Below are 20,960 nucleotides of genomic sequence, written 5' to 3' on the forward strand. Positions count from 1 at the left end.
TCAGTCGCTGGCCGGAAGAGGCTTGGCCTCTTTGATGGTCAGCGGCACGGTGCCGATGCTGAGGCTTCCGGCGCCGGCCTTGGTCACCAGCAGCTCGGCGCCGGCGTCGTCGACATAGCGCTTGCCCATCACGGTCCCGGCGCCGAAGTCCGGGTCCAGCACCGCGTCACCGGAAGTGGTGTCGTCCAGCGGCACCATCGGGGCGCCGCCCGCGCGCAGGTCATCCAGGCTGTCGGCGGTCTTGACGACGATGACCTGGGTGTCGCAGACCTGGCTCTTGAGACGGGTACCGGACTTGATCATTGCGCCCCTTCGGTTTGGACAACGTGGTCGGTTTGCAGTTCTTCGACTACTTGCGAGACCAGCTCGCGGCGCAGCACCTTGCCGGTCGGGGTGGTCGGCAACTCCGGGTGGAAGACGATCCGGTCCGGGGTGCGGGATCCTCGCAGCTGTTCCCGAACATACTCGCGCAGCGCGTCGGGATCCGGCGATGCACCCGGCGCCGGCACCACGCACGCGACGATGATCTGCCCCCACTCGGGATCGGGCGCGCCGACCACCGCGACCTCGCGGACCTCGGGGTGCTCGACCAGCACGTCCTCGATCTCGGCGGGGGCGATGTTCTCCCCGCCCCGGATGATGGTGTCGTCGGAGCGCCCGACGATGAACAGGTAGCCCTCCTCGTCGAGCACGGCGAGGTCGCGGGTGGGGAACCAGCCCTCGGCGTCGAGCACCGATCCGATACCGGTGTATCTGCCCGATACCTGCTCACCCCGCACATACAGCTCGCCGGGCTGTCCCGGTTCGAGCACCCGGCCCTCGTCGTCGCGGATGACGGCCTCGATCCCGGGCACCGCGCGGCCGACCGACCCCAACCGCCTGCGGACGGCGTCGTCGCTGGACTGGTAGGCGAGCCGGTGGTCTTCGGGGGTCAGCACCGCGACCGTCGAGCTGGTCTCGGTCAGGCCGTAGGCGTTGACGAAGCCGACCTCGGGCAGCAGGTCCAGGGCCCGGCGCACCAGCGGCAAAGCCACCTTGGAGCCGCCGTAGGCGAGGTTGCGCAGGGTGGGCAGCGGGGTCGGGCGGGCTTCGAGCTCGGAGACGATGCGTTCGAGCATCGTGGGGACCACGGTCGCGGTGGTCACCGCCTCGGTCTTGACCAGCCGGATCCATTCCGAGGCGCTGAACCGGCGCAGATAGACCGCCTTGCGTCCGGCGTAGAGGTTGCTCAGCGCCGCTCCGACGCCGGCGATGTGGTACGGCGGAACGCAGATCAGCGCAGCGTCGGAGGAATCCGCGGAACCGAACTCCACCGTCTGGGTCACGTAGCTGGTCAGGTTGTTGTGCGTCAGCTCAACGGCTTTGGGCTTCGAGGTGGTGCCCGAGGTGAACAGCACCACCGCCACGTCGTCGGGATCGGGCCACTGCACCGCGGGGGCGGTGGTCTGGGCCCGGGCGCAGAACGTGTCCGAATCCATCAGCGCGCTACCCACGTCACCGGCCTCGCCGATCAGGTCGCGGTACTCCTTGTCGACCACCACCAGCGGCTGCGGCAGCCGGTCGATCAGCTCGCGCAGTGCCTGGCCGCTGAGCCGGTAGTTCAGCGGCGCGAAGGGCCGCCCGGCCCGCGCCGCGGAGAACAGCAACAGCGGCAGCATGTCGCCGCCCATACCGACATAGGCCACGCTGTTCGCGCCGGTCTCGTCGATGACTCCCGCGCCGGCGTCGGCGAGGGCGTTGAGCTCCGCGGTGGTGTAGCGGGCGGTCTCGGACACGACGGCGACCCTGTCCGGGTCGGCGGACACCGCCATCTCCAGCAGCAGCGAGACACTCACCGTTCAGCCCTCGTAACCGGCATGAGAACGACATTATCATTTTTCGGTAGTTTCGATATCGCGCGGGCCGTGGTGATATCTCCGCTGGGTACGCTGACGTGCGACATGATCCGCATGGTCGACCTCGATGAGGAGCCCGACGCCGTTCCCGGCGCCGGGATCGTCATCGCGACGGGCACCCGGTTCGACACCGCGCACGCCGAACACTGGCTACAGCACGCCACCTTCACCCTCACCGAAACCGACTCGCCGGATCGCCGGGTCATCACGGTTCCCTCGGTGGCCCAGGCATGCTCCGATATCGCCGAGCGGTGCCGACGCTGGCCGCAGGCCGCGGCGATCTGCGACGACGTCCTGCGCGCGGTGGACCCGGCGGCCCCCGCCTTTACCGGAGTGGTCACCGAGTCGCTGGCCTACTCGGTGCTGCAGGCCGGCCCGGAGTTCGCCGACTGGCTGGCCCGGCGCGGGCCCGCCACCGTGCCGGAAGCGGGCGACCCGGTGCTGATGGACCGCGACGGTGACACCCTGCGGCTGCGCTTCAACCGGCCACAACGCCACAACGCCTTCGACAACGCGACCCGGGCCGTGCTGCTCGACGGCCTGGCCGTCGCCGCCGCCGACACCGCGATCGACGAGGTGGTGCTCAGCGGAGCCGGCCCGTCGTTCTGCAGCGGCGGTGACCTCGCCGAGTTCGGCGGCTTCACCGATGTGGCCAGCGCGCACCTGGCCCGCACCCGCCACAGCCCCGCGCTGGCGCTGGACGCGCTGACCGCCCGGCTCGGTGCACGCTGCCGCGCCGACATCCACGGACAGGTACTGGGCAGCGGCCTGGAGATGGCCGCCTTCTGCGGCCGGGTGCGAGCCCACCCGGCAACGGTCCTGGGCCTGCCCGAGCTGAGCCTCGGGCTGATCCCGGGCGCCGGCGGCACGGTCAGCGTCACCCGCCGCATCGGACGGTGGCGCACCGCCTACCTCGTGCTGTCGGGCCGCACCATCGATGCGCCCACCGCGCTGCGGTGGGGCCTGGTCGACGAGATCGCGACACTGCGATGACGGAGGCTGCCTGGGGCGCCTCGGGATTGGCCTGGCTGACCGGGGATCCCGGCGGCCGCCCCGACTTCTCCCGCGCCGCGGTGTTGCAGGCCGCCGCGCAGGTGGCCCAGCGCTTCACCGGCGCGACCGGAGCCCCGGCCGACGCCGCGACCTTGCTGGCCGGCCGCGCCGGACTGCTCGGCTGGACCCGCGCCGGACGCATCTCGGCGGGGGGAGCCTCCCGGCTGCTGACCGCGGCGGACGGCTGGTGGGCGCTCACGCTGTCGCGGCCCGACGACCTCGACGCCGTACCCGCCCTGATCGAATCCGACTGTGCCGAGCCATGGGCGGTGGTCACCGCCTGGGCGGCCGACAAGCCGGCGGCGGAGGTGGTGGCCCGGGCCAGGCTGCTGGACCTGCCCGCCGCCGCGCTGGGCGAGACCGCTTCGGCGCCGCCGACGATCCGCCGGGTTGGGCCTTCCGGCCCGGGCCGCGGTGTGCGCGGGGCGCTGGTCGTGGACCTGACGTCGCTGTGGGCCGGGCCGCTCTGCGGGCAGTTGCTGGCACAGGCCGGGGCCACGGTGGTCAAGGTGGAGAGCCCGTCGCGCCCGGACGGCACCCGCGGCGGGCCGAGGGAGTTTTTCGACTGGATGAACGGCGGAAAGCTTTCCTGCGCCCTGGATTTCGATCGCGACGCTGCAGTGCTGTCCCAGCTTCTCGGCGCAGCCGATGTGGTGTTGGAGGGATCGCGCCCGGCCGCGCTGGCCCGGCGCGAACTCGGGCCGTTCGACATCGCGGGCCGGCCGGGAAGGGTGTGGCTGCAGATCACCGCGCACGGCGCCGACGGTGGATTCGCCGGGTTCGGTGACGACGCGGCGGTCGCCGGTGGGCTGGTGGGTTGTGCGGCCGGTGGCGGCCCGGTGTTCTGCGGCGACGCCATCGCCGACCCGCTGACCGGGATCGAGGCGGCCGCCGCGGTGGTCGATGCGCTGGCCCGCGGTGGTGGCGAGGTGATCACGTTCTCCCTGGCCGCGGTCGCCGCCGGATACGCCGCACTGCCGCTGCACGTTCCCGCCGGCGAAGCCCCGGTGCTGCCGCCACCGCGTCCGCGGATCGAGGCCACCGGCCCGGAGCTGGGCGCCGACAATGCCCTGGTCCGCGAGCTCGTGGCGAAGGCGGGTTCACGGTGCTGATCCAGCGGGCGGTGCTGCTGGACGGATCGAAGGTCGACATCCGGCTCGGCGACACCATCGAGCAGGTCGCGCCGGCGTTGACGGCGTACCGGGGCGAAGACGTCCTCGACGCGCGCAACGCCACGGTCATTCCCGGACTGCACGACCATCACGTACACCTGCGGTCGGCGGCAGCCGCGCTGGATTCGGTGTGTCTGGGCCCGCCCCAGGTGCGCACGCTGGACGAACTGGCCACCGCGCTGCGGACCGCGACACCGGATCGGGACGGCTGGGTGCGCGGATACGGCTACCACGAGTCGGTTGCCGGGGAACTCAACGCAGCACTGCTGGACCGGTTCTCACCCGACGTACCGGTCCGGGTGGCGCACCGCAGCGGCGCGCTGTGGGTGCTCAACTCCGCCGGCCTGACCCGCCTCGGGATGGCCGGCCACGGGCACGGCCGGTTGCTGCGCGCCCACGGTGATCCGGCACCTGCACTGCCGCACCGTGAACCGTCACTGGCTCGGTTGAGCCGTCAGCTGGCCGCTCGGGGCGTCACCGGGATCACCGACGCCACCCCGGGACACACCGACACCGACGTCGCCGCCTTTGCCGCGGCACGCGGCGCAGGCGAGCTGCTGCAGCGGCTGCACTGCATGGTGCCCGCCGGGACCGCCGCGGCTCCCGGGATCACCCTCGGTCCGGCCAAGGTCATCCTCGACGACGCCCGCCTGGACCTGGACGCCCTGGTGAAAGCCCTGTCCGACAACCACGCCCGCGACCACGGTGTGGCGCTGCACTGTGTCACCGATGCGCAACTGACCGTCGCGATCGCGGCCTGGCAGTCCGCCGGTGTGCACCGCGATGACCGGATCGAGCACGCGGCCGTGGTGCCCGACGACCGGCTGGCCGACCTGGCCGCGCTCGGGATCACCGTGATCACCCAGCCCAACTTCGTCGCCGAACGCGGCGACGACTACCTGGCCACCATCGACCCCGAGCGACACCACGAGCTGTGGCGGGTCGCGTCATTGCGGGACAACGGAATTCCAGTGGCGCTGTCCACCGACACCCCCTTCGGCGACGGCGATCCCTGGGTGGCCATGCGGGCCGCGGTGCAGCGGAGCACACCCGGCGGAGCCGTGCTGGGTTCGGCCGAGCGGATCTCGGCCCGCGCCGCGCTGCAGGGGTTCAGCGGCCGGGCCGAGCAGCCCTTGACGCCGCGCCGGATCGCCGTCGGCGAGCCCGGTGACCTGTGCGTGCTGGCCGGCGACCCGTTTGCCCTCGATGCCGGCCTGGTGGCGGCGACGATCGTCGCCGGCGGCGTGGTGCACGAGCACAGCGGCGGTCTGTAGCCTGTCTAGATAGTTCGAGAATCGGAGGCACCGCGTGACGCGTACGGACAGTGACAGTTGGGACTTGGCCAGCAGTGTGGGGGCGACCGCGACGATGGTGGCGGCGCAGCGCGCCCTGGCCACCGCGGGCCCGGACAAGCTGATCAACGACCCATTCGCGGCACCTCTGGTGCGCGCGGTCGGCATCGACTTCTTCACCCGGATGGTCGACGGGGACATTGAGTTTCCGGAAGGCGACGAGTTCGACCCGGTCCGGATGGGGCACGGCATGGGCGTGCGGACGCGGTTCTTCGACGAGCATTTCCTGTCCGCGACGCAGAGCGGCATCCGTCAGGCGGTCATCCTCGCCTCCGGCCTGGACGCTCGCGCCTACCGGCTGGACTGGCCGGCGGGCACCGTCGTCTACGAGGTCGACATGCCGGAGGTGATCGACTTCAAGACCACCACCCTGCGCGACTTGGGTGCCGAGCCGACCGCGGAGCGCCGCACCGTCGCCGTCGACCTGCGCGACGACTGGCCAACCGCTTTGAAGGCCGCCGGATTCGACCCGGAGGCGCCCACCGTATGGAGCGCCGAGGGCCTGCTGATCTACCTGCAGCCCGACGCCCAGGACGCCCTGTTCGACACCATCAAAGCGCTCAGCGCACCGGGGAGCCGACTGGCCTGCGAGTTCATCGGCGACACGTCGGTCTTCGCCAGCCCGGCGTGGCACGAACACCGGGAGAAGATGCTGGCGCTGGGGTTCGAGGTGGAGATCGGCGACCTGATCTATCACGGCGAACGCAACCACATCGTCGACTACCTGACCGCCGCCGGCTGGACGGTGACGGGCCGGCAGGTCCGAGACCTCTACGACGAGTGCGGGCTGGAGTACGGGGACGACGAACTGGCGATCGCGTTCGACGACATGACCTACCTGAGCGCGGTGCTGCCGGGCGATTCCCGGGTTTAGAGGCCCAGGAGGGCCACCAGGTCGGCCACCATCGGGTCGTCCAGCAGCGCGTCGATCGGGTTGCCCGTACCGTCCCAGCCCAGTGCCTGCGCGATGCTGTGCGACATCTCGATCAGCGAGCCCCACGGCCCGGACCCGGTTCCATCCACCGGGAACGGCGGCACCGAGGTGCAGCCGACGATGGGCAGCGTCGTGCACACGTCGGCGCCGATGTTGCCGAACAGCGGTCCGCCTTGGCTGAGCAACCCGCCCAGGTCGATGCTCAGCGAACGGATGGTGCCGATGGGCAACTCGGGCAGCAGCGGCCCGAGCACGCCCATCAGGTCGACCGTCCCGTACCCGTTGAGCCAACTGTCGGTCATGTGAGCGGGAATGTTGATGAAGTCGTTCCAGGCTCCGGACCAGTCATTTTCACCGATCGCGCCGAACATCGAGCCGAGGCTGTCCCACAGCTCCAGCCACGGGCCCAAGAGCACGCCCACCTGCCCGGAGAGCCAACCGCTGAACGGTGTTGCGGTGAAGTCCAGAAGCCACTGAGCCAGTGCCGTGTTGTCCGGCACGAGCACCGGAAGGAGACCGGAAACGGTGCCGAAGACGAGCCGATGGCCGGTGTCCAGAAGGTCGGTGTCCGCGTCGAACGGGGCGGTGACGCCGGCGACCAGGTTGCCCCACATCTGGCCGAAGATGTTCCAGATGTCCAACGGGTTCGCCAGGAAGTCCTGCAGGAAGCCGACCTGATTCACGACCACCTGTTGCAGCACCGGGACCGGCGGTGTCACCAAGTCGGTGCCGAGTGCGGTGACGTTGGTGAACGCGCGGTCGAGGACGTCGGCCCACAGCGTGAAGAAGTCGGAATCGGCGGCCAGCTGCACCGCGGGCGATTGGCTGACCGGCAGCGTCGGGGTGGGCGGTCCGGCGGTGATCAAACCGGCCCCGATGATTGCGACGCCGGCAGCGATGAGAGGACGAGTTTGGAGTTCCATGGTGGCTCCTAAGTCCGGGCCATCACTTTCTGTGATGAACCTCACTAGTTAATTGAGCGTACCTGAGAACGGGCCTAAAGCCAGTAACTTTTGCCTGCTGGCAGAGTTGGGTGGCGGCGGTGATTAACGTCACGTCCCCGGGTTTGCGGCCATGCCGGCCGTGTCGGGGCGATGAGAAGGGTGATGGGAAGCCGATTGGCCTGACGGTCATGGCGGTGCCCCCAGCAGGGCTCGAACCTGCGACCTGCGGATTAAAAGTCCGTAGCTCTACCAACTGAGCTATAGGGGCCGTGCCGGAACAGGATACTGCCTCCCCGATTCGGGTGCGTTTGAGGATTGGGCCTGCCGTGCCCTAAGCTAGCGAAGCTCCCAACGTGATTACGTTGCGAGTGCCCCGGAGAGATTCGGTTCTGGCCCCCTTCGTCTAGCGGCCTAGGACGCCGCCCTTTCAAGGCGGTAGCGCGGGTTCGAATCCCGTAGGGGGTACTCGCATCGCGGTGACGCGGAGCGAACAGCAAGGCCCTGTGGCGCAGTTGGTTAGCGCGCCGCCCTGTCACGGCGGAGGTCGCGGGTTCAAGTCCCGTCAGGGTCGCTTTTACGCGGCGAGGCACACGTGCCTTCCGGCCAGGTAGCTCAGTTGGTACGAGCGTCCGCCTGAAAAGCGGAAGGTCGCCGGTTCGATCCCGGCCCTGGCCACCAGAAACCCCCGGCTTAACGGGGGTACTGCTCGTTTCGGGGTACGTCGTAGGTCCGAAAGAGCTGTGACTGCTTGCGTTCTCCGTCCGGGACACTGGTTGCTACGCGCACCTCATAGCGTCGCGCCGACGGCAACTCGATGACATCGACGTAGTCAGGTGTGCGAGTCCGGTCACCCCTCCCGGTCCCCGCCGTTCCATGCGCGGGCCGCATCCCGCAGGCGGGCGCGCACCGCTGATCGGCGATCCTGCGGGCGGTGGTGCCAGTGGCACATCCAACAGGAACAGACGTTGGTGCCGGTGAACATAAAAGCCCAGTAGCAGCGGCCGACGCGGCAAGTGCTCCGGTCGGGAAGGTCGCATTCGCGGCCGGCGCAGCGGTGGACGGGGACGACGGAGATTTCACGGCGGGCGACGCGGACGTCAAACGGGGCATGAGCATCGGTGCGGGACATGCGGATCCTCGGAACTGGGTAGCCTCACCGAGTCCGCAGATCGCCGCGGGGTGAGGCTACAGCGGGTTCCGAAGACCGCCGGACCGGCCGGACTCCCCGGGATATGCCGCCGGGATCATGGCCGGCTCCCGAACGCGGCGGTTTGGGCAATGGTGGGTGGTACGGCTTGGGTCATGGATCGGGACGGTAGCGGGGAGGGGTGACAGGGGCGGCAAAGGTGGCTGGTCGCGGCCACGTCGGCATCGATCGGGACCGCCTCATCGACGCCGATCGGCGGCACCCCGCTGTGGACCAAAAGCGGTGGTCGCTGGAACGATCCTCCGCCGGGCTAATAGCCGCTGGCGGACTCCCGCTGTTCTCGCGCGTACCGCACGACCGAACCGGCGGTCAGGCACGCGGGCTTGTTGCGGTCGGCAGCCTCGATGGGCAGATCCGCCGCACAGCGCATCACCATCAAGGCGAGTCCGCTGTGGGTCGCATAGGAGATGACCAGCAGGTTGGCGCTGGCCTTCGCGCCGCTGACGGTCATCACGTGCTGGCGTTTGCCCTCCCAGCCCGGCCAGTTGAGGTCGGGTGGTCGTTGCAGCGGTGACCAGTTGACGTTGATGGCGGTGATGTCTCCGAGCAGGGGAGTCAGGATCGCGATAAGGTCCGGCAGTTCATTGGTGATGCGGTCTGCGCGCGGCCACCAGGCTCCGTCGATGTCACGGCCGAGCTCGCGAGCCACCGTCAGCCGGATGGGCCGGGCATTGCGGACGGCTCCGGCCGGGTAGCTCATCGCAACCGCTCCGGCTGACGCCGGGATAATCCGACGGCCACGATGGCAAGAGTATTGCGGACGAACGCCGAACTCGGTATGTCTAACTGTCGCACCATATCTCACAATCCACGGGAGCAGTTCCGTCACGGTCGGATTCGTCTTGCCCGCGGCTGCAGGTAGGCGGAGGAATCACAATTTGCCCGTGGGGGCCGCCCGTAGCGAGTCTGGGTGGACCACCGCTGACAAAGCGGCTCACGTTTGACCGTACGCCGCCGGCATCGTTTCGGCGACAGTTCGGTACAAGCCCGATTCGCAGCGGGACGGCTCCAGGCCCTGCCCATAGACTGGGCCGCTGTGCAGCATGCATCCACCCGACGCGCATCAGCGATCGTCGCGGCCGCTTTGATCGCCTCCGCCGGACTGCCGACCGCCGCCGCGGACGACAAGATTCTGCTCGGCGGCGGCGCCGCGATCGTGCTCAACGACAACGCGCTGTGCACACTGACCGCTGTCGGCCACGACACCGCTGGTCAGCTGGTCGGTTTCACCGCCGCGCACTGCGGGGGTACGGGCTCGTCGGTGGTCGTCGAGGGGGCCGAGGATCACGGCACCGTGGGCACGGTGGTGGCCGCCGATGAGGGCCTTGACTACGCGGTGATCGAACTCGACCCGGACAGGGTAAGACCCATCGCCGACTACGAGGGCTTTGGGATCTACGGCCTGAGCCCCGCTGACCTGAGCCCCGCTGACCCGGAACCTGCCGGCCCGGATCCTGGCGTGGTGCCAGAGGTCCAGCACGCATGCAAGCTCGGGCGGGGCACCGGCCTCAATTGCTTCGACATTGGGCCTGCCGGCGTGCACTCCACCGGTGACGAGTGGTGGCAACCCGGCGATGACGGGGCGCCGGTCACCGTCGACGACCTACTCGTCGGCATGGTCCGCAACGGATCCGTTCCGGGCGCGCCACTTACGCAGCAGGGGTCGGGAATCGTGCTGTTCCAAGCGATCCTCGACGACGTGAATGCCAAGGGCGGGCCGGGCTCCGGGTTCACTCTTGGCTAAGCCTGTCCGGCTTTGATCAGCCCCGGCCTCGAAGATGGCCGGGGCCAACTCAGGAAGCTGCCGGTGTCTCGCTACCCGGTGTCGGAGCGGCCGGTGTCGCGCTATCCGACCCGGGCGCAGCCGGTGCTGCGGGAGTAGCCGGAGTCGCGCCCTCCGCCTCCGAAGTGGCCTGCTCGGTGGCAGGGCTCCAGACAGCGGGGTCCTTCGCCGGGAAGGTTCCGCACTGCTCGGCAATGCCCGGGGCAGCCGATTCCTGCGCCCGGAAAAGCGCCGCGTAATAGGGAAAGACAATGGCGAACTGATCCACCTCGGCCTGCCGGGCGGCGGGATCCTTGGCCAGCAGATTGTTCATCCGCTCGACGATCTTTTCCTGCAGCACCGGGGGCTCTTGGTTGTACTTCGTCACAATCGCGTCGTAGGCCGGCCGGTCTACGACCTTGGTCGCTGCCATCAACTGGTCTACCGAGCACTGCGTGGCAAGTATCGGTTCCGGAACCGCATTCGGGTCGTCCGCGGCGGCGACTCCCGCGCCGGAAGCCAACAGACCCGCACTGACCGCTACCAGTCCCGCTGCGCGCACACGCCAATTCACCGTAGATGTCATGCGGCCGGACGTTACCACCTTCAGGTTTGCTGTAAACCCGCTTTCGCCCTAGATGAGAGGCTCAGGGCCGCAACGTCTCCGGGCAGATCTCGGCCTGCGCCGCCTGAATCTGGACGTCGGCGGCTTCGGGACTGTAGTAGAAGGTGTTGGTCAGCTGGCGTACCAGGTCGCCCGGCGAGATACCGGACCGGTAGGTCCCGGTGTGGCCGTACATCCTTAGCTGGGCGCAGATGTAGTGCCCCGAGGTCACTTTGACGTGATCGGTGACCGGGATCGCCACCGGGGCAGCGTTGACCCGGGCCAGGTAGCTGGTGTCGTCGGCGTGGGCGGCAGGTGCGGCGGCCAGTGCCGCGGTGGCCAGCAGGGGCGCGGCGATCCTCACGGTCACATGCATGACCTCCATCGTGCCACCGCGCCAACGCCTGGGCTGAGTGTTCCGGGTGCTACTCGTCGATATCGACGACACGGCGAGCCGTGACATCCGGCAGGTGCTGCGCAGCGAGCTCGTAGTCGCCGTCGTCATGCAGGACGATCAATCCATTCGCCGCGGCGGTTCCGCAGACCAGTAGGTCGACGACCGACAGGGGACGTACCGCACCGGCGAGCGTCAGCCGATACTGTGCGGAGTCGACCCATCGCCAAATCGATTTGGGCACTGGCACATCGGGATAGACCTCGCGGAACATCGCATTCATCTGGTCGAACTCATCGGCATTCCGCGCTGATCGACGGAACTCGACGCGTTGCGGTTCACAAGAGCCGATGCCGCCACTGACCAGCGCTGAACTCCAAGCCTCGGTGAGGTCCGACTGACGCTGCAAACGCCAGACCGCCGATGAGTCCACCAGAAAACAGATCACCCGGTGGCTTTCCCGGCAGCCTTCTCGTCGGCACGGGCGACAAGCCACCCGTCGTAATCCCAGTTCCTGGCGTGCTCGCGGGAGCGAGCCAGCGCCTCGATCCGCTTGAACCGCTCGACGTAGTCACGCATCGCCAGGTTCACCGCCTCCTTCTTGGTGTGCACCCCCGCTATCCGCATGACCTCGCGCAGCGTCTCCTCATCAAGGTCGACCTGGGTTACCGCCATGACCGCTCCTCATGTTGGTGATGTACATGAGCAGTGTATGTCACCAACATCAGGGCTGGCCCAGATCGAAACCGGGGCCGTGGCGCGCCGGCTTGGCGATCAACCTGACACGCTGATTCCTGCCTACTAGGGTGCCAGCCATGGCAGTCAAGGATTCTCGCGAAGTCGTCATCGAGGCGAGCCCGGAGGAGATTTTCGGTGTCCTCGCCGATATCGAGTCCATCCCCGCCTGGTCGCCGCAGTACCAGAGTGCCGAGGTGCTCGACACCCACGACGATGGCCGGCCGCGCCGGGTGCGGATCAGGATCAAGGCAGCCGGACTCACCGACGAGCAGGTGGTCGAGTACAGCTGGACCGCTGACAGTGTCGGCTGGACGCTGGTGTCGGCAGGCCAACTCAAGGCGCAGGACGCCAAGTACACGCTGACCCCCCAGGGCGACAAGACCAAGGTCCGGTTCGACATGGCCGTCGACCCCTCGATCCCGATCCCGGGATTCCTGCTCAAGAGCACCCTCAAAGGCGGCATGAAGACCGCCACCGACGGCCTGCGCACCCAGGTGCTCAAGATCCAAAAAGGTCGCTGAATTCGCCTGTGGTGAAATCCCGCCGATAGCCGGGGGCGGGGCTAGGCTTGAAACAGTGGCTGTTCGAGCATCGCGGGAAATTGTGATTGACGCGCCGCCGGAGAAAATCCTCGACGCGCTCGCTGATGTGAGCGACTTCGTGTCCTGGTCACCGGTGCACAAGCGGATGGAAGTGCTCGACGAGTACGAGGATGGCCGCCCGCACCATGTCCTCGCGACCATCAAGGTTCTGGGGTTGGTGGACAAGGAGATCCTGGAATACCACTGGGGCCCGGACTGGATGGTCTGGGACGCCAAGTCGACCGCGCAGCAGCACGCCCAGCACGTCGAGTACACCCTCAAGCGTGAAGGCCCGGACAGCACCCGGGTGCGCTTCGACATCACCGTCGAACCGGCCGGGCCGATCCCGGAGTTCGTGGTCCGGCGCGCGAGCAAGCTGGTGCTGGCCACTGCCACCGAGCGGTTGCGGCAGCGGGTGATGGGAGACGACGGGGTGGCGGCTACCGAGCCGTGACCGGCCCGTCGCGCAGCGTCTCCAACCGCCGGATCGCCTCGTCGATGGTGTCTTCCCGCTTGACAAAGGTGAACCGCACCAAGTGATTCCAGACCTCGGGTGCGGTCGCGTCACCCGACGGTACGCAGAACGCCGACAGTGGGATGGCTGCCACCCCGGCCCGGTGCGGCAGTTCGGCACAGAACGCCGTGCTGTCGTCGTAGCCCAGCGGGCGGGGATCGGCGCACAGAAAATACGTGCCGAAACTGTCGTGCACCTCAAAGCCCACCCGCGCCAGCCCGTCGGTCAACCGGTCCCGACGGGCCTGCATGGTCGCCCGCAGCGCCGCCACCCAGGAGTCCTCGGTGCTGAGGGCCAACGCCACCGCGGGCTGAAACGGTGCCCCACCGACATAACTGAGGTATTGCTTGGCGGCCCGCACCCCGGCCAGCAGATCCGCAGGCCCGCACGCCCAGCCGATCTTCCAGCCGGTGCAGTTGAACATCTTCGCCGCGCTGGAGACCGTGACGGTGCGCTGCGCCATCCCCTCGAAGCCGGCCAGGGGCAGGTGGGTACGCCCGGCAAAGACCAGGTGCTCGTAGACCTCGTCGGAGATCACCAGCAGGTCGGCCTCCACCGCGATGCGCGCTATGGCCGCCAGCTCGGACTCGGTGAACACAGTGCCGGTCGGGTTGTGCGGTGAGTTGACGATCAGCGCCCGGGTCGCCGGGGTGATCGCTCGCCGCAACGCGTCGGGGTCCAACGCGAACCCGCGGCCGTCGGGCACCAGCGGCACGCTGACCCGTCGCGCCCCGGCCATAGCCACCACCGGCGAGTAGGAGTCGTAGAACGGTTCCAGCAGCAGCACCTCTGAGCCCGGTTCGACCAGGCCGAGCACGGCGGCGGCGATGGCCTCGGTGGCACCGACCGTCACCAGGACTTCGGTGTCCGGGTCGTAGTCGATGCCGAAGTGCCGCGCGCGCTGCCCGGCGATGGCTTCGCGCAGGGCGGCGATACCGGGCCCGGGCGGGTACTGGTTGAGGCCCTCGGCGATCGCGGTCCGGGCGGCGTCCAGCATGGCCGGCGGCCCGTCCTCGTCGGGGAAACCCTGGCCGAGGTTGACCGCGCCGATCCGCGCAGCCAGCGCCGACATCTCGGCGAAGATCGTGGTGGCATAGGGCTCCAGCCGTGAGACCATCCGCGCCGTCATGGGATCCGAGCCTAAAGGGCCCTAACGGGCATCGCAGGCCGGGCCGAGCGTGCGGCTGTCTTCACGGTCGACCCCCGAGCGTGCGGCCAACTTCACGCTCGGCGGGGAGCGAGCGGCCGCCCGGGCACCAGCCCCCAATTGGCCCAACCATCCGGTTGATAGGCCGCCCTGTTAGGCTGGAAATCCGGGGACTACGCTCCGACCAGACGCAAATCGAAGAATCCGCATCGAACACCAATCTGAAGAGGAATCTCCCATGTCCGAAGAAGCCTTCATCTACGAGGCCATTCGCACCCCGCGCGGCAAGCAGCGCAACGGGGCGCTGAACGAGGTCAAGCCGATCAGCCTGGTCGTCGGCCTCATCGACGAACTGCGCTCCCGCCACCCCGACCTGGACGAGAGCCTGATCAGCGACGTCGTCCTGGGCTGCGTCTCGCCCGTGGGTGACCAGGGCGGCGACATCGCCCGCACCGCGGTGCTGGCCGCGGGCCTGCCCGACACCACCGGCGGCGTGCAGCTCAACCGGTTCTGCGCTTCCGGGCTCGAGGCCGTCAACACCGCCGCGCAGAAGGTGCGTTCGGGTTGGGACGACCTGGTGCTGGCCGGCGGCGTGGAGTCGATGAGCCGGATCCCGATGGGCTCCGACGGCGGCGCGATGTTCTCCGACGTCCCCTTCACCTACGACAACTTCATCGCCCCGCAGGGCATCGGTGCCGACCTGATCGCCACCATCGAGGGCTTCTCCCGCGAGGACGTCGACAACTACGCGCTGCGCAGCCAGCAGCGGGCGGCGGCTGCCTGGTCGGGTGGCTACTTCGCCAAGTCCGTCATCCCGGTGCGTGACCAGAACGGCCTGGTGGTTCTCGACCACGACGAGCACATGCGTCCCGACACCACCCTGGAAGGCCTGGGCAAGCTGCGGACCGCGTTCGACGGCATCGGCGCGATGGGCGGCTTCGACGACGTGGCGCTGCAGAAGTACCACTGGGTCGAGGGCATCAACCACGTTCACACCGGCGGCAACAGCTCCGGCATCGTCGACGGCGCCGCGCTGCTGCTGATCGGTTCGGAAAAGGCCGGCACCTCGCAGGGGCTGACCCCGCGGGCGCGGGTCGTGGCCACCGCCACCAGCGGTGCCGACGCGACGATCATGCTCACCGGCCCCACCCCGGCCACCGTCAAGGTGCTGGACCGGGCCGGGCTGACCGTCGATGACATCGACCTGTTCGAGCTCAACGAGGCGTTCGCCTCGGTGGTGCTGAAGTTCCAGAAGGACCTCAAGATCCCCGACGAGAAGCTCAACGTCAACGGCGGTGCGATCGCGATGGGCCACCCGCTGGGCGCCACCGGCGCGATGATCACCGGCACCATGGTCGACGAACTGGAGCGCCGGGGTGCCCGCCGCGCTCTGATCACACTCTGCATCGGCGGTGGCATGGGCGTCGCCACCATCATCGAGCGCGTCTGAGAGGGTTTGTAAAAAATGGCAGAGAACACCATCAAATGGGACAAGGACGCTGACGGCATCGTCACGCTGACCCTGGACGACCCGACCGGGTCGGCCAACGTGATGAACGAGCACTACCGCGAGTCCATGCACAACGCGGTGGAACGCCTTGTCGCGGAGAAGGATTCGATCACCGGTGTGGTCATCGCCAGCGCCAAGAAGACCTTCTTCGCCGGTGGCGACCTCAAGGCGATGATCCAGGTGGGCCCCGACGACGCCCAGGCGGTTTTCGAGCAGGTCGAGGGCATCAAGGCTGACCTGCGCACTCTGGAGACCTTTGGCAAGCCGGTTGTCGCCGCCATCAACGGCGCCGCTCTCGGCGGTGGCCTGGAGATCGCGCTGGCCTGTCACCACCGGATCGCGGCCGACGCCAAGGGCAGCCAGCTCGGCCTGCCCGAGGTCACCCTGGGCCTGCTGCCCGGTGGCGGCGGTGTCACCCGCACGGTGCGCATGCTGGGCATCCAGAACGCGTTCATGAATGTGCTGGCCCAGGGCACCCGCTTCAAGCCGGCCAAGGCCAAGGAGATCGGTCTGGTCGACGAGGTGCTGCCGACCGTCGAGGAACTGGTGCCGGCCGCCAAGGCCTGGATTAAGGCCAACCCGGAGGCCCACACCCAGCCGTGGGATGCCAAGGGCTACAAGATGCCCGGCGGCTCCCCGTCGACTCCGGCGCTGGCGGCGATCCTGCCGTCGTTCCCGGCTCTGCTGCGCAAGCAGCTCAAGGGTGCCCCGATGCCCGCGCCGCGGGCTATCCTGGCCGCCGCGATCGAGGGCGCGCAGGTGGACTTCGACACCGCCAGCCGCATCGAGAGCCGGTACTTCGTCTCGCTGGTCACCGGCAACGTCGCCAAGAACATGATCCAGGCGTTCTTCTTCGACCTGCAGCACATCAACGGTGGCGGCAGCCGCCCCGAGGGCATCGCGCAGACCCCGATCAAGAAGATCGGTGTGCTCGGTGCCGGGATGATGGGCGCCGGCATCGCCTACGTGTCGGCCAAGGCCGGCTTCGATGTGGTGCTCAAGGATGTCTCGCTGGAGGCGGCCCAGAAGGGCAAGGGCTACTCGGAGAAGCTGGAGGCCAAGGCGCTGGAGCGCGGCCGCACCACTGCGGAGAAGTCCAAGGCGCTGCTGGACAAGATCACCCCGACCGGTGACGCGAAGGACCTGGCCGGTGTCGACTTCGTGATCGAGGCGGTGTTCGAGAGCCAGGAGCTCAAGCACAAGGTCTTCGCCGAGATCGAGGACATCGTCGAGCCCAACGCGCTGCTGGGATCGAACACCTCCACGCTGCCGATCACCGGCCTGGCGACCGGCGTGAAGCGCCAGGAGGACTTCATCGGGATCCACTTCTTCTCGCCGGTCGACAAGATGCCGCTGGTGGAGATCATTAAGGGCGAGAAGACCTCTGACGAGGCGCTGGCCCGGGTGTTCGACTACGTGCTGGCCATCAAGAAGACCCCGATCGTGGTCAATGACAGCCGCGGCTTCTACACCTCCCGCGTCATCGGCACCTTCGTCACCGAGGCGCTGATCATGCTGGGCGAGGGCGTGGAGCCGGCCAGCATCGAGCAGGCCGGTCTGCAGGCCGGCTACCCGGCGGCGCCGCTGCAGCTCTGCGACGAGCTCAACCTGGAGCTGATGCAGAAGATCGTCATCGCCACCCGCGAGGGTGTCGAGGCGGCCGGCGGCACCCTCGAGACGCAACCGAACGAGGTGGTCATCAACAAGATGATCGAACTCGGTCGGCCGTCGCGCCTGGCGGGCGCGGGCTTCTACGAGTACGTCGACGGCAAGCGCAGCGGCTTGTGGTCGGGTCTGCGGGAGACGTTCAACTCGGGCAGCTCCACCCCGCCGCTGCAGGACATGATCGACCGGATGCTCTTCGTCGAGGTGCTGGAAACCCAGAAGTGCTTCGACGAGGGCGTGCTGTCCTCGACCGCCGACGCCAACATCGGCGCGATCATGGGCATCGGGTTCCCGCCGTGGACCGGCGGCACCGCGCAGTTCATCACCGGCTACCCGGGCGGCAAGGCCGCCTTCGTGGCGCGGGCCAAGGAACTGGCCGCCAAGTACGGCGACCGGTTCAACCCGCCGGCGTCGCTTCTCTAATCCGGCGAGCAGACGTGGAATCCCCCGAAACCCCGCGGTTTCGGGGGATTCTGCGTCTGCTCGACTACCGGGTGAGCGTCGGGGCGTTGATCGAGGCGGCGCTGTGGCTCGGCCTGGTCTATGTGATCGCCGGTGTGGTGTGGCTGTTCATGCACCCCGACGGCGTGGAACGTCTGCAGGCCCAGGCGGAGCGGCAGTACGGCGTACCGCCCGCCAGCGTCTACGAGCTGGCGACCGTGACGTCGGTGGCGCTGTGGCCGGTGATGCTGCTGCTGCCGGCCGACGTCTGCGTGCGCTGAGCGGCGCTCAGCTCCGGCGCGCCAACAGGTAGTGCCGCACCCGATGGCCGCCGCTGGCCGGCAGATAGTTCGGCTCGTCGCCGGTGGCGAGCAGTTCCCATTCCGGAGCGAAGAGGCGCTGGATCTCGGCCTCGTCGATACCGCGGACCCCGAACAGCGCACCGGGGGCGAACGCGACGATCAACAGCCGCGAATCCGGTGCGGTCACCGCGTTGACCTGCCGGACGTAGCTGGCGCGGTCGCTGTCGCTCATGCCATGAATGCAGCCGCTGTCCACCACCAGGGCGAAGTCGTCACCGACCCCGGCGGAACTCAGCTCGGTGATGTCGGTGCACACGAATCGCACCGACGCCTTCCCGGCCTGGGCCTTGGCCCGGGCGGTGCGCAGTGCCCGCGGGGCGAAGTCGACACCGGTGACCTGCCAGCCGTTCTGCGCCAGATAGATGGAGTTGTCCCCGGTTCCGCACCCCAGATCCAGTGCCGTGCTCGGCGGCAGCGCCACGCCGGGCTCGCTTTCGACCAGGTTGCGCAGGCCGCGGGCCAGGGCATGGCCGTCCCAGGGGGTGAACCCCAACCGGTACATAGCCCGGAACAGCTTTTGCCTGGCCGTCATGGCGCCTAGACCGCCCCCAGGTCCGTCGACAGCCAGTGCTGGGGACGCAGGTAGATGGCCACCTGCTCGCCCAGTTCGGCCAGCGCGAACTTGAGGAACTTCTCGGCCCGTTCCGGCGGTAGGTAGCGGTGCGCCAGCTCGGCGTGCTGGTCTTCGGTGCCGGGCTCGATACGGCTGACGGGGCCGTCGACGGTGACGTAGCGCAGCGTCGGCTCGGTCCGCTCCACCATCAGCGAGAAGCATCCGGCCGCCTCGATGAGCCGCGCCTTGCGCGACCCCGCCCCGGTCAGCACCCAGGGCTCGCCGCCCGGGGTGTACTGGTACCAGATCGGCACCGTCAGGGGGCCGCGGCCGGCGCCGGCGCTCACCGACAGCGCCGCGATGTGCGGCTCGGCCAGAAACTGCTCGCGTTCTTCCTTGGACAAGGCCATGTTTCGAGGCTAACCGCAATGGCCGCCGCATCGCGTTTGCCGTGCTGGCGGGTCGCTTCAGATCGCCGGGCCGAGCAGGTCGTCGGCGTCGCGGATGACGTAGCCGTAACCCTGCTCGGCCAGAAACCGCTGCCGGTGCGCGGCGTACTCGGCGTCCAGACTGTCGCGGGCGACCACCGAGTAGAACACCGCACCGCCGCCGTCGGCTTTGGGGCGCAGCAGTCGGCCCAGCCGCTGGGCCTCCTCCTGCCGGGATCCGAAGGTGCCCGACACCTGGACGGCCACCGAGGCCTCCGGCAGGTCGATGGAGAAGTTGGCGACCTTGGACACCACCAGGGTGGACACCTCGCCGCGGCGGAACGCGTCGAACAGCTTCTCGCGCTCGGCGGTCCGCGTCGATCCCTGGATCACCGGGGCGTCCAACTGCTCGCCCAGTTCCTCCAACTGATCGAGGTAGGCGCCGATCACCAGAGTCTGCTCGCCGGGATGCTGTTCGAGGATCGAGCGCACCACCGCGATCTTGGAGTGCACCGTTGAGCACAGCTTGTAGCGCTCCTCGGGTTCGGCGACGGCGTAGGTCATCCGTTCGCTCTCGGTCATGGTGACCCGTACCTCGATGCATTCGGCCGGCGCGATCCAGCCTTGGGCCTCGATGTCCTTCCACGGCGCGTCGTAACGCTTGGGCCCGATCAGGGAGAACACGTCGCCTTCGCGGCCGTCCTCACGGATCAGCGTCGCAGTCAGCCCGAGGCGCCGGCGTGACTGCAGATCGGCGGTCATCCGGAACACCGGGGCCGGCAGCAGGTGCACCTCGTCGTAGATGATCAGCCCCCAGTCGCGGCTGTCGAACAGCTCCAGGTGCCGGTATTCGCCCTTGGTGCGCCGGGTGATCACCTGATAGGTGGCGATGGTGACCGGCCGGATCTCCTTGCGCTCCCCGGAGTACTCGCCGATCTCCTCCTCGGTCAGCGAGGTGCGCGCCACCAGTTCCCGTTTCCACTGGCGGCCAGCGACGGTGTTGGTGACCAGGATCAGCGTGGTGGCCTGCGCCTTGGCCATGGCCGCGGCACCGACCAGCGTCTTGCCGGCACCACAGGGCAACACCACCACCCCCGAGCCCCCCGACCAGAACGAGTCGGCGGCCATCTCCTGATAGTCGCGCAGCTGCCAGCCATCCTGGCGCAGCTCGATCGGATGCGCCTCGCCGTCGACGTAGCCCGCCAGATCCTCTGCGGGCCAACCTATCTTGAGCAACATCTGCTTGACCCGGCCCCGCTCGCTGGGATGCACCACGACGGTGTCGTCATCGATACGGGCACCGAGCATCGGGGCGATCTTCTTGTTGCGCAGCACCTCCTCGAGCACCGCGCGATCCAGGCTGACCAGGGTCAGGCCGTGCACCGGGCTCTTCACCAGCTGCAGGCGCCCGTAGCGCGCCATGGTGTCGACGATGTCGACCAGCAGCGGCTGCGGCACCGCGTACCGGGAATGGCTGACCAGAGCGTCGACCACCTGCTCGGCATCGTGGCCGGCGGCCCGGGCGTTCCACAACGCCAGCGGGGTGATGCGGTAGGTGTGCACGTGCTCGGGGGCGCGCTCCAGCTCGGCGAACGGGGCGATCGCGGCGCGCGCCGAACCGGCCTGTTCATGGTCGACCTCGAGCAGAACGGTCTTGTCGGATTGGACGATCAACGGCCCGTCGGTGCTCATGGGGCCATTATC

21 protein-coding genes, 4 tRNA genes and 1 pseudogene are annotated in these 20,960 nt (G+C 68.5%); 13 read left to right on the plus strand and 13 right to left on the minus strand.

The features are described 5' to 3' along the window. Both AWC16_RS11945 and AWC16_RS11950 read right to left on the minus strand, forming a co-directional pair. Window positions 1-303, minus strand: a complete 303-nt coding sequence (locus AWC16_RS11945; protein ID WP_085264975.1) for a hypothetical protein — start codon at window positions 301-303, stop codon at window positions 1-3. Then, window positions 300-1,835, minus strand: a complete 1,536-nt coding sequence (locus AWC16_RS11950; protein ID WP_085264976.1) for a class I adenylate-forming enzyme family protein — start codon at window positions 1,833-1,835, stop codon at window positions 300-302. The genes AWC16_RS11945 and AWC16_RS11950 overlap by 4 nt, the downstream gene beginning before the upstream one ends. Before the next feature lie 105 nt (window positions 1,836-1,940). Here AWC16_RS11950 and AWC16_RS11955 point away from each other — a divergent pair, with 105 nt between their 5' ends. The 4 genes from AWC16_RS11955 to AWC16_RS11970 are packed head-to-tail and all read left to right on the plus strand — an operon-like array spanning window position 1,941 to window position 6,346. After that, entirely contained in the window at window positions 1,941-2,888 is a 948-nt protein-coding gene (locus tag AWC16_RS11955) for an enoyl-CoA hydratase/isomerase family protein (RefSeq protein WP_085265044.1), read from the plus strand. Then, complete coding sequence (locus AWC16_RS11960) at window positions 2,885-4,060, plus strand: CoA transferase (RefSeq protein WP_085264977.1); 1,176 nt, start codon at window positions 2,885-2,887, stop codon at window positions 4,058-4,060. Before AWC16_RS11955 ends, AWC16_RS11960 begins: the two co-directional genes overlap by 4 nt. Beyond that, window positions 4,054-5,394, plus strand: a complete 1,341-nt coding sequence (locus AWC16_RS11965) for an amidohydrolase family protein (protein WP_085264978.1) — start codon at window positions 4,054-4,056, stop codon at window positions 5,392-5,394. Before AWC16_RS11960 ends, AWC16_RS11965 begins: the two co-directional genes overlap by 7 nt. Before the next feature lie 34 nt (window positions 5,395-5,428). Further along, a complete protein-coding gene (locus tag AWC16_RS11970; RefSeq protein ID WP_085264979.1) occupies window positions 5,429-6,346 on the plus strand; it encodes a class I SAM-dependent methyltransferase in 918 nt (305 codons plus the stop codon). On the opposite strand, the gene gjpA is transcribed toward AWC16_RS11970, so the two are convergent. After that, window positions 6,343-7,329 (minus strand): outer membrane porin GjpA, encoded by a 987-nt coding sequence (gjpA, locus tag AWC16_RS11975; RefSeq protein ID WP_085264980.1) that lies wholly within the window; start codon window positions 7,327-7,329, stop codon window positions 6,343-6,345. The two genes, AWC16_RS11970 and gjpA, sit on opposite strands and share 4 nt — an antisense overlap. Window positions 7,330-7,545: 216 nt before the next feature. Beyond that, window positions 7,546-7,618 (minus strand) — tRNA-Lys (locus AWC16_RS11980). A gap of 124 nt (window positions 7,619-7,742) precedes the next feature. On the opposite strand from AWC16_RS11980, the gene AWC16_RS11985 reads away from it, so the two are divergent. The 3 genes from AWC16_RS11985 (at window position 7,743) to AWC16_RS11995 (ending at window position 8,028) form a co-directional block, all read left to right on the plus strand. Then, window positions 7,743-7,815, plus strand: a tRNA-Glu gene (locus AWC16_RS11985). 32 nt (window positions 7,816-7,847) lie between these two features. Further along, window positions 7,848-7,921 (plus strand) — tRNA-Asp (locus tag AWC16_RS11990). Between the two features lie 30 nt (window positions 7,922-7,951). Continuing rightward, a tRNA-Phe gene (locus AWC16_RS11995) sits at window positions 7,952-8,028 on the plus strand. Between the two features lie 779 nt (window positions 8,029-8,807). On the opposite strand, the gene AWC16_RS12000 is transcribed toward AWC16_RS11995, so the two are convergent. Further along, window positions 8,808-9,257 carry a DUF5994 family protein gene (locus tag AWC16_RS12000; protein WP_085264981.1) on the minus strand — a complete coding sequence of 150 codons (450 nt, stop codon included), beginning with the start codon at window positions 9,255-9,257 and terminating at the stop codon, window positions 8,808-8,810. A 336-nt stretch (window positions 9,258-9,593) separates the two neighbouring features. Between AWC16_RS12000 and AWC16_RS12005 the strand changes: the two genes are divergently transcribed. Next, the gene (locus AWC16_RS12005) at window positions 9,594-10,301 is read left to right on the plus strand and encodes a chymotrypsin family serine protease (RefSeq protein WP_085264982.1); all 708 of its coding nucleotides are present in this window, start codon (window positions 9,594-9,596) and stop codon (window positions 10,299-10,301) included. A 49-nt stretch (window positions 10,302-10,350) separates the two neighbouring features. Here AWC16_RS12005 and AWC16_RS12010 read toward each other — a convergent pair whose 3' ends face one another. From AWC16_RS12010 to AWC16_RS12025, 4 genes and pseudogenes are all read right to left on the minus strand, one after another. Continuing rightward, window positions 10,351-10,905 (minus strand): DUF5078 domain-containing protein, encoded by a 555-nt coding sequence (locus AWC16_RS12010; protein WP_109561377.1) that lies wholly within the window; start codon window positions 10,903-10,905, stop codon window positions 10,351-10,353. A 61-nt stretch (window positions 10,906-10,966) separates the two neighbouring features. Then, the gene (locus AWC16_RS12015) at window positions 10,967-11,299 is read right to left on the minus strand and encodes a DUF732 domain-containing protein (protein ID WP_234812233.1); all 333 of its coding nucleotides are present in this window, start codon (window positions 11,297-11,299) and stop codon (window positions 10,967-10,969) included. Between the two features lie 49 nt (window positions 11,300-11,348). After that, window positions 11,349-11,750, minus strand: a complete 402-nt coding sequence (locus AWC16_RS12020) for a PIN domain-containing protein (RefSeq protein WP_234812234.1) — start codon at window positions 11,748-11,750, stop codon at window positions 11,349-11,351. Window positions 11,751-11,839: 89 nt separating this feature from the next. Beyond that, window positions 11,840-11,992, minus strand: a pseudogene (locus AWC16_RS12025) (type II toxin-antitoxin system VapB family antitoxin); the annotation flags it as partial. Between the two features lie 140 nt (window positions 11,993-12,132). Here AWC16_RS12025 and AWC16_RS12030 point away from each other — a divergent pair. Together AWC16_RS12030 and AWC16_RS12035 are read left to right on the plus strand one after the other, a co-directional pair. Further along, entirely contained in the window at window positions 12,133-12,576 is a 444-nt protein-coding gene (locus AWC16_RS12030; RefSeq protein WP_085264986.1) for an SRPBCC family protein, read from the plus strand. Between the two features lie 55 nt (window positions 12,577-12,631). Then, a complete protein-coding gene (locus AWC16_RS12035; protein ID WP_085264987.1) occupies window positions 12,632-13,090 on the plus strand; it encodes an SRPBCC family protein in 459 nt (152 codons plus the stop codon). Here the strand turns inward: AWC16_RS12035 and AWC16_RS12040 are convergent. Further along, on the minus strand, window positions 13,077-14,267 hold the full coding sequence (locus AWC16_RS12040) for a pyridoxal phosphate-dependent aminotransferase (RefSeq protein WP_085265045.1): 1,191 nt from the start codon (window positions 14,265-14,267) through the stop codon (window positions 13,077-13,079). The two genes, AWC16_RS12035 and AWC16_RS12040, sit on opposite strands and share 14 nt — an antisense overlap. Before the next feature lie 268 nt (window positions 14,268-14,535). On the opposite strand from AWC16_RS12040, the gene AWC16_RS12045 reads away from it, so the two are divergent. The 3 genes from AWC16_RS12045 to AWC16_RS12055 are packed head-to-tail and all read left to right on the plus strand — an operon-like array spanning window position 14,536 to window position 18,194. Further along, on the plus strand, window positions 14,536-15,747 hold the full coding sequence (locus tag AWC16_RS12045; protein ID WP_085264988.1) for an acetyl-CoA C-acetyltransferase: 1,212 nt from the start codon (window positions 14,536-14,538) through the stop codon (window positions 15,745-15,747). A gap of 15 nt (window positions 15,748-15,762) precedes the next feature. Next, window positions 15,763-17,895, plus strand: coding sequence for a 3-hydroxyacyl-CoA dehydrogenase NAD-binding domain-containing protein (locus AWC16_RS12050; RefSeq protein ID WP_085264989.1), 2,133 nt, complete (start codon window positions 15,763-15,765; stop codon window positions 17,893-17,895). Window positions 17,896-17,909: 14 nt separating this feature from the next. Further along, window positions 17,910-18,194, plus strand: coding sequence for a hypothetical protein (locus tag AWC16_RS12055; protein ID WP_085264990.1), 285 nt, complete (start codon window positions 17,910-17,912; stop codon window positions 18,192-18,194). 7 nt (window positions 18,195-18,201) lie between these two features. Here AWC16_RS12055 and AWC16_RS12060 read toward each other — a convergent pair whose 3' ends face one another. From AWC16_RS12060 to AWC16_RS12070, 3 genes are read right to left on the minus strand one after another with little or no spacing between them, the layout of a single operon-like run. Further along, window positions 18,202-18,807, minus strand: a complete 606-nt coding sequence (locus tag AWC16_RS12060) for a class I SAM-dependent methyltransferase (RefSeq protein WP_085264991.1) — start codon at window positions 18,805-18,807, stop codon at window positions 18,202-18,204. Window positions 18,808-18,812: 5 nt separating this feature from the next. Further along, on the minus strand, window positions 18,813-19,238 hold the full coding sequence (locus AWC16_RS12065) for a pyridoxamine 5'-phosphate oxidase family protein (RefSeq protein ID WP_085264992.1): 426 nt from the start codon (window positions 19,236-19,238) through the stop codon (window positions 18,813-18,815). 57 nt (window positions 19,239-19,295) lie between these two features. Then, a complete protein-coding gene (locus AWC16_RS12070) occupies window positions 19,296-20,948 on the minus strand; it encodes a DNA repair helicase XPB (RefSeq protein ID WP_085264993.1) in 1,653 nt (550 codons plus the stop codon). Window positions 20,949-20,960: the final 12 nt, after the last annotated feature.

The sequence above is a fragment of the Mycolicibacter longobardus genome (assembly GCF_002102265.1).
Lineage (GTDB): Bacteria > Actinomycetota > Actinomycetes > Mycobacteriales > Mycobacteriaceae > Mycobacterium > Mycobacterium longobardum.

Coding starts and splice junctions, on each gene's coding strand:
- AWC16_RS11945 (WP_085264975.1), bottom strand. CDS start 303: ATGATCAAGTCCGGTACCCGTCTCAAGAGCCAGGTCTGCGACACCCAG.
- AWC16_RS11955 (WP_085265044.1), top strand. CDS start 1,941: ATGATCCGCATGGTCGACCTCGATGAGGAGCCCGACGCCGTTCCCGGC.
- AWC16_RS11960 (WP_085264977.1), top strand. CDS start 2,885: ATGACGGAGGCTGCCTGGGGCGCCTCGGGATTGGCCTGGCTGACCGGG.
- gjpA (WP_085264980.1), bottom strand. CDS start 7,329: ATGGAACTCCAAACTCGTCCTCTCATCGCTGCCGGCGTCGCAATCATC.
- AWC16_RS12000 (WP_085264981.1), bottom strand. CDS start 9,257: ATGAGCTACCCGGCCGGAGCCGTCCGCAATGCCCGGCCCATCCGGCTG.
- AWC16_RS12010 (WP_109561377.1), bottom strand. CDS start 10,905: ATGACATCTACGGTGAATTGGCGTGTGCGCGCAGCGGGACTGGTAGCG.
- AWC16_RS12015 (WP_234812233.1), bottom strand. CDS start 11,299: ATGCATGTGACCGTGAGGATCGCCGCGCCCCTGCTGGCCACCGCGGCA.
- AWC16_RS12030 (WP_085264986.1), top strand. CDS start 12,133: ATGGCAGTCAAGGATTCTCGCGAAGTCGTCATCGAGGCGAGCCCGGAG.
- AWC16_RS12040 (WP_085265045.1), bottom strand. CDS start 14,267: ATGGTCTCACGGCTGGAGCCCTATGCCACCACGATCTTCGCCGAGATG.
- AWC16_RS12045 (WP_085264988.1), top strand. CDS start 14,536: ATGTCCGAAGAAGCCTTCATCTACGAGGCCATTCGCACCCCGCGCGGC.
- AWC16_RS12050 (WP_085264989.1), top strand. CDS start 15,763: ATGGCAGAGAACACCATCAAATGGGACAAGGACGCTGACGGCATCGTC.
- AWC16_RS12060 (WP_085264991.1), bottom strand. CDS start 18,807: ATGACGGCCAGGCAAAAGCTGTTCCGGGCTATGTACCGGTTGGGGTTC.
- AWC16_RS12065 (WP_085264992.1), bottom strand. CDS start 19,238: ATGGCCTTGTCCAAGGAAGAACGCGAGCAGTTTCTGGCCGAGCCGCAC.
- AWC16_RS12070 (WP_085264993.1), bottom strand. CDS start 20,948: ATGAGCACCGACGGGCCGTTGATCGTCCAATCCGACAAGACCGTTCTG.